We start from the raw sequence: 11,447 nt of genomic DNA, 5'->3' as shown, positions 1-11,447 counted from the left end.
CAACTTCAGGTTCCGCAGAAAGCATCACGGCTGTGAACGAGTTACACAAACGCCCCCGGCCGTCCCGCCACGAATCGGTTAATCCGGCTCTGCGGTGGCGGATCAATCTGCCCGGCGGGGGGTGGATGTGACACAGGATGGTCCTGCGGTCGCCATGGGGCGATCTCCCGGCCTTACGTTCCGGACGTCGCGTGCGGCGCGATGGGCTGCCGTGGTGTGCCTTGCCGCCAGTTCAGGCGCCTGCGTGCTGACGCAGGATTTGCCCGATCCCGCACTCGATGTTCCCGCGCAATACAAATACGCGGGCAAGCCGGATGCGCCGCCGTCGCTGGATTGGTGGCGCGGCTTTCGCTCCACGGAGCTGACGCAACTGATGGAGGAGGCGCAAACCGTCAATCTCGACATCGCCGCCGCCGTCGCGCGCATCGTCCAGGCCGACGCCCAGGCGCGGCAGGCAGGCGCTGCCCTGCTGCCGAGCCTGTCGGGCGGCGGATCGGAAACCTATTCACGCACCTCGGGTTCGAGCGCCTCGGGCCTGTCCATCGGCGGCCGCGAGGTCGTCAACTATTCGGCGTCGCTGAGCGCGAGCTACCAGCTCGACTTCTGGGGCCAGAACCGCGATGCGCTGCAAACGGCGGAAGAGACGGCGAATGCCAACCGTTTCGATCGTGACGTCGTCGCCCTGACGACGCTCGCCGGCGTCGCCAACGCCTATTTCCAGGTGCTGGCCTCGCAGGATCGCCTGCGTACCGCCCAGAGCAACATCGCCAGCGCGCAGCGCATCCTCGATGCGATCCGCGAGCGCCGCAAGGCCGGCACCGGCACCGACCTCGACGTCGCCCAGCAGGAGAGCGTGCTCGCCAACCAGAAGGCGCTGGTGCCGCCGCTGCGCCAGACGCTCGACCAGAACGTCAACGCACTCGCCGTGCTGGTATCGCGGCCGCCGGAGAGCGTCCGCGTGCTCGGCGGCTCGCTGAACAAGATCGCCATCCCGCGCGTCACGCCCGGCCTGCCGTCGGAGCTTTTGACGCAGCGGCCCGACATCCGCCGCCAGGAGGCACAGCTCGCCTCGGCGACCGCGAACATCGGCAATGCCCGCGCGCAGTTCTTTCCGACCATCCAGCTCACCGGCAATGGCGGCTATCAGAGCTCGGCGCTGGTCTCGCTGTTCCAGCCGCATGCGGCCTTCTTCCAGCTCGTCGGTAGCGCCACGCAGCCGATCTTCGACGGCGGCAAGATCCTCGGCAATTTCGAATTCGCCAAGGCGCGGCAGGACGAGTTGCTTCAGACCTACCGCAAGACCATCATCCAGTCGTTTGCGGACGTCGACAATGCGCTGTATTCGATCAAGCAGACCACGATCAAGCTGCAATTGCAGCGCGATGTCGTGACCTCGTCGAAGCGCGCCTTCGATCTGGCCGAGCAGCAATTGCGCGCCGGCACGGCCGACATCGTGACTGTGCTGAACGTCCAGCAGACACTATTTCAGGCCGAAGATGCGTTGTGGCAGGCCCAACTCGCACGGCTTCTCGCCATCGTCAGCCTGTATCAGGCGCTCGGCGGCGGCTGGGAGCCGCGAATGGAGAAACCGGTCAATGCTCTTTAAGCCGGATACGAAGGAAGGCGCGAAAGAAGGGACGGCGAAGAAATCGCGCGGCCGCGGCTTCGTCATGACCCTGATCACGCTCGCCATCCTTGGCGGGCTCGGCTATTTCGGCTGGACCGTCTGGCACCAGCAGCCGCAGCAGGCGAATGGCCGCAACCAGCGGCCCGATCTGCCGGTGCCGGTGCTGGCGGCGACGCCCCGCATCCAGGACGTCCCGGTCTATCTCGACGGCGTGGGCGCGATCCGCGCGCTCAACACGGTGACCGTGCGCTCGCAGGTCGACGGCAAGCTGATCGCCGTGAAATTCACCGAGGGCCAGGACGTCAAGAAGGGCGACGTGCTCGGCGAGATCGACCCCGCACTCTACCAGGCGACGTATGACCAGGCCGTCGCCAAGAAGGCGCAGGACGAGGCGCAGCTCGCCAACCAGCGCATCGACCTTACGCGCTACGAGCAGTTGGCTGCCTCCAACGCGGGCTCCAAACAACAGGCCGACACCCAGCGCGCCGCGGTCGCGCAGACCGAGGCGCTGGTCAAAGCCGACCAGGCTGCGATCGACAATGCGGCGGCGACGTTGAGCTACACCAAGATCGTGGCGCCGCTCTCCGGCCGCGCCGGCCTGCGCCAGGTCGACCAGGGCAACATCATCCACGCCGCCGACGCCACGGGCCTCCTGGTGATCACGCAATTGCAGCCGATCGCGGTGTGGTTCAGCCTGCCGCAGCAGCAGATCATGCGCGTCAACGCAGCGGCGTCGAAGGGCACGCTCGCGGTCGACGTGTTCGGCAATGACGGCATCACCGTGATCGACACCGGCAAGCTGACCGGCATCGACAACCAGGTCGACCAGACCACCGGCACGCTCAAGCTCAAGGCGGAATTCCCCAACGCCAATTACCAGCTCTGGCCGGGCCAGTTCGTCAATGTCCGCCTCAAGGTCGAGACCTTGATGCAGGCGCTGGTGGTGCCGACATCGGCGGTGCAGCGCGGACCGATCGGCACCTTCAGCTACGTCATCGGCGAGGACAATGTCGTCTCCGCCAAGCCGGTGACCGTGACCCAGCAGAACGAGCATGACGCCGTCATTGCCAGCGGCCTGTCGCCGACCGACAAGGTCGTCACGACGGGCTTTGCCAATCTGTCCGACGGGTCCAAGGTGGTCGTCGGCCGCGATGACCAGACACCGTCGGCCGATCTCGCCCCGCGCAAGCGCACGCGCGGCCCGGATGGCCAGAAGAAGGATGGGCAGGCCAAGGACGGGCAAAAGGACGGACTTGGCAAGGACGGACCTGGCAAGGACGGACCTGGCAAGGACGGCGAGCACCGCGCCAAGCGGAGCAGCAGCGAAGGCGACCAGAAGGGGCAGACCGGACCGGCGCCGGGGCCGGGGGCATCGGGACCTGGAGCCAAGCAGCCATGATCCCGACAACAGCCGCCTGAGCGGCAGGCAGATCCCATGGGCGTCTCCGAACCCTTCATCCGCCGCCCGATCGCGACCTCGCTGCTCGGTATTGCCCTGCTGATCGGGGGCGCGCTCGGCTATTTCTCCCTGCCGGTCTCGGCGCTGCCGCAGGTCGATTTCCCGACCGTGCAGGTGACGACGCAGCTTCCGGGCGCAAGTCCCGACGTGATCGCCTCGCTGATCACCGCGCCGCTGGAGCGCCAGCTCGGCCAGATCCCGTCGCTGTCGGCGATGAACTCGACGAGCTCGTTCGGCGTCAGCCAGATCTCGCTTCAGTTCGACCTCAACCGCGACATCGACGGCGCCACCCAGGACGTGCAGGCCGCGATCAACGCGGCGGCCGGCGTGCTGCCCAAGACGCTGCCCTATCCGCCGACCTACGCCAAGGTGAACCCGGCGGACGCGCCGGTGATGACACTGGCGCTTCGCTCCGACACGATCTCGCTGCGGGCGATGAGCGACATCGCCGACACGCTGCTGGCGCAGCGGCTGAGCCAGATTTCCGGCGTCGGGCGCGTTTCGGTGCTCGGCGGGCTGAAGCCGGCCGTGCGCATTCAGGCCGACCTTGCGCGGCTTGCGGCCTACGGCATCGCGATGGAGGATCTGCGCACTGCGATCGCCAACGCCAACGTTTCGGGGCCCAAAGGCTCGCTCGACGGCGCGCAGCAATCCTACATCATCGCCGCCAACGACCAGATCGCCGCCGCCGACGCCTACAAGCCTGTCATCATCGCCTACCGCAACGGCTCGCCGGTCACGATTGCCGATGTCGCGCAGATCGTGGATGGCCTCGAGAACGACCGCACCGGCGGCTGGTATCAGGGCACGCCGGCGGTCATCATCGACATCCAGCGCCAGCCCGGCGCCAACGTCATCGATGTCGTCAGCCAGATCCGGGCGGAAATCCCAAAGGTCCAGCGCGCCATTCCGGCCGGCGTGAACCTCACCATCGTCTCCGACCGTACCGTCACCATCCGCGCCTCGGTCCGCGACGTGCAGTTCACCCTGATCCTCAGCGTCGTCTTGGTGACGCTGGTGGTGCTGTTGTTCCTGCGCTCGCTCAGGGCCACGCTGATCGCCGGCGTGGCGCTGCCGCTGTCGCTGATCACCAGCTTCGGCATCATGTATTTCGCCGGCTTCAGCCTCGACAATCTGTCGCTGATGGCGCTCACGATCGGCACCGGTTTCGTCGTCGACGACGCCATCGTCATGATCGAGAACATCGTCCGCCACATGGAGAACGGCGATAGCGCGATGGAGGCCTCGCTGAAAGGGGCCAGCGAAATCGGCTTCACCGTGATCTCGCTGACGGTGTCGCTGATCGCGGTGTTCATCCCGCTTTTGTTCATGTCCGGCCTCGTCGGGCGCATGTTCCGCGAATTCGCGCTGACGCTGACGATCGCGGTCGTGACCTCGGCCGTTGTCTCGCTGACGCTGACGCCGATGATGTGCTCCCGGCTGCTCAAGCACGCCCATGAGGAACTGGCTGTGCCGGGATTGGCCGCGATCAGCCGCTTCATCGATGGCACCGTCGAGTTCTATCACCGGACGCTGCTCTGGGTGCTGGAACGCCAGCGCGCCACGCTACTCGTGACGTTCGCCACGCTGGTCGCGACCCTCGTCCTCTACGTCGTCGCGCCAAAGGGCTTTCTGCCGCTTCAGGACACCGCCTCGATCACGGCGGTGACGGAGGCGGGACCCGACGTGTCGTTCACCGAGATGCAGAAGCGGCAGGCCGAGGCGGCCGATGCCATCAAGGCCGATCCTGATGTGGTCGGCGTGGTCTCGGTGATCGGGGCGGGCTCGGTCAACCCGACCACCAATGTCGGGCGCCTGGTCATGACCTTGAAGCCGCGCGGCGAGCGGCGCGACGACGTCAGCGCGGTTGTGACCCGGCTGAAGGAACGGGTGTCGGCCATCCCCGGCATGACCGTCTATTTCCAGCCGGTGCAGGACGTGCAGATTTCGACCCAGTCGAGTCGTTCGCAGTACCAGTACACGCTGACCGGGACCGACGCGACGCTGGTGTCGGAGTGGGCGCGCAAGCTCGTTGCCGAGATGCGGCGCGATCCGCTGTTCCGCGACGTCTCCTCGGAGGCGCAGGAGGGCGGCCTGCGGGCGCAGCTCGACGTGGACCGGACCCGGGCCGGACAGCTCGGCGTGAGCCTGCAAGGCATCACCGACACGCTCAACGACGCGTTCGCGCAGCGGCAGATCTCGACCATCTACGGCCAGGCCAACCAGTACCGCGTGGTGTTGGAAGCGCTGCCGATGTACCAGCGCGATCCTTCGATCCTGTCGAAGCTGTATCTGCCGGGCGCGGCGAGCAGCATCGTGGGCGGGCCCAATGCCCAGGTGCCGCTCTCCGCCGTGGCGACGCTGAAGCGCACCACGGCGCCGCTCGCGATCTCGCACCAGGCGCAATTCCCGTCGATCTCACTCAGCTTCAACCTCGCCCCGGGCGCCGCGCTCGGTGATGCCGTCGAGGCGGTGAAGACGATCGAGACCCGGATCGAGATGCCCAACAGCATCGTCGGCGTCTATGCCGGCGATGCCGCCGAATTCGCCAAGGCGCTCGCCGGCCAGCCCTGGCTGCTGCTCGCCGCCGTGATCACGATCTACATCGTGCTGGGCGTGCTCTATGAGAGCTACATCCACCCGATCACCATCCTGTCGACGCTGCCTTCGGCCGGCGTCGGCGCGATCCTGGCGCTGATGCTGTGCGGGCAGGACCTCTCGGTGATCGGCCTGATCGGCATCATTCTCTTGATGGGCATCGTCAAGAAGAACGCGATCATGATGATCGACTTCGCGCTCGAGGCTGAGCGCGGGCAGGGGATGTCGCCGAACGAGGCGATCGTGCAGGCCTGTCTCTTGCGCTTCCGTCCGATCATGATGACGACGCTGGCGGCGCTGTTCGGCGCGCTGCCGCTCGCGATCGAGAGCGGCACCGGCGCCGAGCTGCGCTTTCCGCTCGGCATCTCCATCATCGGCGGCCTGCTGCTGAGCCAGCTGCTCACGCTCTACACCACGCCCGTGATCTATCTGGCGCTCGACCGCATCAACCGCCGCCTCGAGCAGGCGCTGCCGCCGGCTGAATCCGGCGGCCCGCCGGTCGCGGGCGCAACCGAGGGGATGCAGTGATGGCATCGATCTCGGAGCCCTTCATCCGCCGTCCGGTCGCGACCACGCTGCTGTCGATCGGATTGTTCCTGCTGGGTGTCGTTGCCTACGAGTTCCTTCCCGTCGCCTCGGTCCCGAACGTCGACTTCCCCGCCATCTTCGTGTCGGCCAGCCGGCCGGGCGCCGACCCGTCCGTCATGGCGGCGACGGTGGCCTCGCCATTGGAGCGTCGGCTCGGCGAGATCGCGGGCATCAACCAGATCACCTCGACGTCGTCGCTCGGCACGACCAGCATCCAGCTCCAGTTCGACATCGGCCGTAACATCGACAAGGCCGCGCGCGACGTGCAGGCGGCGATCAATGCCGCGCTGATCGACCTGCCGAGCGACCTGCCGACGTTGCCGCGCTTCCGCAAGGCGAATACGGCCGGCGCGCCCGTTTTCGTGCTGGCGCTGACCTCGAAGACGCTGTCGGCCAGCGCGATCTACGACGTCGCCGATACCGTGCTCGCGCAGCGGATCTCGCAGGTGCCGGGTGTCGGCGACGTGACGGTGAGCGGCGCCGACCAGCCGGCGGTGCGCGTGCAGCTCAACCCCGTCGCACTGTCCAACGCCGGCATCGCCACCGACGACGTCAGGACCGCGATCATCAACGCCAACCCGCTTGGTCCCGTCGGCATCTTCAACGGCGAGCGCCAGAGCGAGACGCTGTCGCTGAACAAGCAGATGCGGACGGCGAAAGAGTTCCGCGACATCATCATCAAGAGCTCGAACGGCAATTTCGTCAGGCTGTCCGACGTCGCCGACATCGAGGACTCCGTCCGCAACGCCCGCTCGATCGCCTGGTTCAACAAGCAGCCGGCGGTGCTGATCCAGATCACCAAGCAGGGCGACGCCAACGTCATCGACACCGTCGACCGGGTGAAGGCGCTGATCCCGGCGCTGAAGCAATGGATCCCGGCGGGTGTCGATATTTCCACGCTGGTCGACCGTACCAGCACGATCCGCGCCAGCGTGCTCGACATGCAGTGGACGCTGCTGGCAACCGCTGTCCTCGTGATGGTCGTGGTGTTCGTGTTCCTGCGGCGGCTGACGCCGACGATTGCGGCCGGCATCTCCGTGCCGCTGGCGCTGGCCGGGACCTGTGCAGGGATGTGGGTCGCGGGCTTCTCGATCGACAATCTGTCGCTGATGGCGCTGGCGATCTCGGTCGGCTTCGTGGTCGACGACGCCATCGTCATGATCGAAAACATGTACCGCAATCTCGAACATGGCATGCGGCCGCTCCAGGCGGCCCTGGTCGGGGCACGGCAGATCGGATTCACCGTGGTCTCGATCAGCCTGTCGCTGATCGCGGCTTTCACGCCGCTGATCTTCATGGACGGCATCGTCGGTCGGCTCCTGCGCGAGTTCTCGCTGACACTGACCTTTGCGATCCTGGTCTCGACGCTGGTGTCGCTGACGGTCACCCCGATGATCTGCGCTCACTACATCCGACAGACCACATCCGGCACCGCGACGCTGTTCGACCGGCTGATCGAAGGTTCGCTGTCGCGCGTGGTCACGTTTTACGCCCGCAGCTTGCGTACCGTGCTGCAATATCCGCTGCTGACGCTGCTGGTGTTCTTCGCCACCATCGGCCTCACCGTGACGCTCTACATCAAGGTTCCCAAGGGCTATTTCCCGACCGACGATTCCGGTTTCGTCATCGGCGCGACGCGCGCCTCGGCCGACATCTCGTTCCAGTCCATGCTCGGCCTGCAGCAGCGGCTCGCCGACATCGTGATGCAGGATCCGGCCGTCGCCGGGATCGGCTCGACCGTCGGCAGCGGAGGCGGGGGGCCGGGGGCTGCGACCTCGAACCGCGGCACCATGTTCATCAGCCTGAAGCCGCCGGAGGAGCGCGACCACGTCTCGACGCAGGTCGTGATCGACCGTCTCAGGCGCGCCCTGTACCCGGTGCCCGGCATCCGCCTGTTCATGTTCGCCGCCCAGGACGTCCGCGCCGGCGGACGGCAGAGCGATTCCGACTACCAGTACACGCTGACCAGCACCGATCTCAGCCTGCTCCAGAAGTGGGCGCCGATCGTGGCCAAGCGCATGGAGAGCATCGAGGGCATCACGGATATTTCCAGCGACCGCGATCCCGGCGGGCTTCAGCTCACGCTCTCGATCGACCGCCAGAAGGCCTCGGCGCTCGGCGTCAGGGTCCAGGATATCGACAACGCGCTCAACAACGCATTTTCGCAGCGGCAGATCGGGATCATCTACACCCAGCGCAACCAGTATATGACCGTGCTGGAGATCGACCCGAAATTCCAGGTCGACCCATCCAACCTCGATCGTATCTATGTCGCCGGTGCCAATGACGCGCAGGTGCCGCTATCGACGGTGGTGCATGCGACGCGCGGGCTCGCTGCGCTGGCGGTCTATCATTCGCAGGCGTTTCCCTCGACCACGGTGTCGTTCAACCTGTTGCCGGACGTGCCGCTTCAGACAGCCATCCAGAACGTGCAGCGCGCGGTCGAGGAGCTGCACATGCCCGATGGCATTCGCGGCAGTTTTGACGGCAATGCCGGTGATTTCGCCAGGACCAGCGGCCGCCAGCCGCTGCTGATCCTCGGCGCGCTGGTGGCGATGTATATCGTGCTCGGCGTGCTCTATGAGAGCCTCGCCCATCCGCTGACGATCATCTCGACGCTGCCGTCCGCGGGGCTCGGCGCGCTGCTCGCCTTGCAGCTGACCAACACGCCGCTGACGGTGATCGCCTTCGTCGGCATCATCCTGTTGATCGGCATCGTCAAGAAGAACGGCATCATGATGGTGGACTTCGCGCTCGATGCCGAGCGCCAGCGCGGCCTGTCCTCGGCGGAGGCGATCTTCGAGGCCTGCCAGGCCCGCTTCCGCCCCATCCTGATGACGACCATGGCGGCGCTGTTCGCCGGCATTCCGCTGGTCGTCGCGACCGGTCCGGGCACGGAGCTGCGCCGTCCGCTCGGCATCACCATCATCGGCGGCCTGTTCGTCTCGCAGATCCTGACGCTCTACACGACGCCCGTGATCTACCTGCTGATCGACCGCCTGCGCCGCCGTTCCGAGCCGCGTCCGCTCGCCGCGCCCGCGGAATAGGTTGTTGAACCGCCGCTTCAAGCGTATAGCGGCGGCCATGTCGACCCCCACAGCCGCCGCGCCGGCCGATCCGATCCCCGAATGCCCGCACTGCCAGAAGCCGATGCCGCTGTGCATCTGCGACAGTGTCACGCCGATCAAGACCCGGCTCTCGCTCCTGATCCTCCAGCATCCGCAGGAGCAGGACAGGGCGCTCGGCACCGCCCGGCTGCTTGCGAAGCACTTTACCGATGCCACGGTGCGGGTCGGCCTGTCCTGGCCGAGCCTGTCCAAGGCGCTGGCGCGGCCGGTCGAGAACGCCTCGCACTGGGCCGTGCTCTATCTCGGCTCGGCCCGCGCGGCCGATCTCGAAGCCGAGGGCGAGATCCTGGCGCTCAACCGCAAAGGCGAGGTCGCGGACAATCAGCGCGCGATCCTCGGCAAGCTCGAAGGCGTGGTGCTGCTCGACGGCACATGGAGCCAGGCCAAGGCGCTGTGGTGGCGCAATCCCTGGATGCTCAAATGCCAGCGCGTCATCCTCAACCCGGCGCATCCCTCGCGCTACGGCCGCCTGCGCAAGGAGCCGCGCAAGGACGGGCTGTCGACCATCGAGGCGGCCGCGACCATCCTGGCCAGCCTCGAGAAGCGTCCCGACATCGCGGAGACGCTGAACGCCAGTTTTGAACGGATGTTGACGCGCTACCGCGAGGTGCAGGCCGAAATGCCGGAACTGGCGCCAAAGCCGCCGGTCAAGGACCGCCGGCGCGGTGTCCGGCGCAGCAAGCGCGGCTGACTCGCGCTTAAATCCTCCGGTCGCGCTCGGCATGCTCTGCGCGCGCTTTGGTGATATCGGCACGGCGATCGTCAGCGGCCTGCAATTCATCTTCTTCCTGACGCCAATCATCTGGACCGAGGACGCCCTGCGCGGCACCGCGTTCTACTGGCTGATCCGCGCCAATCCGTTCGCGACGCTGCTCGACCTCGTGCGCAGGTCGCTGCTGTCGCAGCCGACCGATCCGGAGCAATGGCTGCTCGGGGCGATCTATGCGATCGTCGTCGCCGTCATCGCCTTCGGCTACTACGCAAAATTCCGCCACCGCGTGGCGTATTGGCTGTGAGGTGCGCATGAGCCTTGCCGCCCACATCGTGCTTCGCAACGTTTCGGTCAACTTTCCGGTGCTGTCATTCCGCGACCGTTCGCTGCGCAGCCGGTCAGCGTGGTGACGCTGCGCCGGACGTCGGCGGTGCCGCACATTGTCTCCGCGCTCAACGACGTCAGTCTCGACATCCGCGCCGGCGACCGCGTCGCCATCATCGACGCCGGCAAGACCACGCTGCTGCGGGTGCTCGCCGGCATCTGTCATCCGACCGCGGGCAGCCTGGACGTGCTCGGCCGCTGCCTGTCGCTGTTCGACCTGTCGGCCGGCTTCGACGAGGAAGCCACGGGTTACGAGAACATCGTGCGGCGCGGTCTCGTGATCGGCGCGCGGCGCTCCGAGATCGATGCGCGGCGGGCGGAGATCGCCGAGTTCACCGAGCTCGGTGACCGGCTCGACCTGCCGCTGCGGACCTATTCCAGCGGCATGATGCTGCGCCTGATCTTCGCGGTCGCAACCGCCGTGGAAGGCGAGATCGTGCTGCTCGACGAATGGATCGGCGTCGGCGACCAGCAATTCCGCCGGAAGGTGCGGCAACGGCTCGACGGGATCGTGGCCCGTGCCGGCATCCTGGTGCTGGCCTCGCACGACATCGAGCTGATCCAGAGCACCTGCAACCGCGCGATCCTGCTGGAGGAGGGGCGGATGACCGCGGTCGGCCCGACCGATGCGATTCTTGCGATATATCTCGCCGGCCCCGGCGGGACCAAAGCGTAAACGCCCGGTCGGGGTTGCCTAAGCCATTGATCCCCTATATTGCTCCGCCCTTACGGGGCCACGTGGCGGAGTGGTTACGCAACGGTCTGCAAAACCGTGTACACCAGTTCAATTCTGGTCGTGGCCTCCATAACAACCTCCTGATATTTCATCACAAATTTTGCTCACCGCGCGTTCCGCCGAGCGCGCAGCAAAGGCCTGCCAGGCCGTGCACACCGGGTTTGCCCGGGGCTTGGCGGACACCCGCGATTCAGGCCCGATGGCACAGACTTCGC

6 protein-coding genes, 1 tRNA gene and 1 pseudogene are annotated in these 11,447 nt (G+C 66.5%); all 8 read left to right on the top strand.

Annotated features, from left to right (window positions below):
• The first annotated feature begins 121 nt into the window (after window positions 1–121).
• Entirely contained in the window at window positions 122–1,606 is a 1,485-nt protein-coding gene (locus tag OWC48_RS06835) for an efflux transporter outer membrane subunit (protein ID WP_404979709.1), read from the top strand.
• Window positions 1,596–3,026 (top strand): efflux RND transporter periplasmic adaptor subunit, encoded by a 1,431-nt coding sequence (locus OWC48_RS06830; RefSeq protein ID WP_282519279.1) that lies wholly within the window; start codon window positions 1,596–1,598, stop codon window positions 3,024–3,026. The genes OWC48_RS06835 and OWC48_RS06830 overlap by 11 nt, the downstream gene beginning before the upstream one ends.
• A 36-nt stretch (window positions 3,027–3,062) precedes the next feature.
• The gene (locus OWC48_RS06825; protein ID WP_282519278.1) at window positions 3,063–6,212 is read left to right on the top strand and encodes an efflux RND transporter permease subunit; all 3,150 of its coding nucleotides are present in this window, start codon (window positions 3,063–3,065) and stop codon (window positions 6,210–6,212) included.
• Window positions 6,212–9,319, top strand: a complete 3,108-nt coding sequence (locus tag OWC48_RS06820; RefSeq protein WP_282519277.1) for an efflux RND transporter permease subunit — start codon at window positions 6,212–6,214, stop codon at window positions 9,317–9,319. The genes OWC48_RS06825 and OWC48_RS06820 overlap by 1 nt, the downstream gene beginning before the upstream one ends.
• A 37-nt stretch (window positions 9,320–9,356) precedes the next feature.
• Complete coding sequence (locus OWC48_RS06815; protein WP_282519276.1) at window positions 9,357–10,091, top strand: tRNA-uridine aminocarboxypropyltransferase; 735 nt, start codon at window positions 9,357–9,359, stop codon at window positions 10,089–10,091.
• The gene (locus tag OWC48_RS06810; protein WP_282519275.1) at window positions 10,066–10,416 is read left to right on the top strand and encodes a hypothetical protein; all 351 of its coding nucleotides are present in this window, start codon (window positions 10,066–10,068) and stop codon (window positions 10,414–10,416) included. Before OWC48_RS06815 ends, OWC48_RS06810 begins: the two co-directional genes overlap by 26 nt.
• Before the next feature lie 7 nt (window positions 10,417–10,423).
• Window positions 10,424–11,172: pseudogene (locus tag OWC48_RS06805) on the top strand (ABC transporter ATP-binding protein).
• Window positions 11,173–11,228: 56 nt separating this feature from the next.
• Window positions 11,229–11,302, top strand: a tRNA-Cys gene (locus OWC48_RS06800).
• Window positions 11,303–11,447 lie beyond the last annotated feature (145 nt).

It is taken from the genome of Bradyrhizobium sp. Arg816, assembly GCF_029989365.1.
Lineage (GTDB): Bacteria > Pseudomonadota > Alphaproteobacteria > Rhizobiales > Xanthobacteraceae > Bradyrhizobium.
Note: the sequence above shows the minus strand (reverse complement) of the source record. Positions and strands in the feature narration are given on the sequence as shown.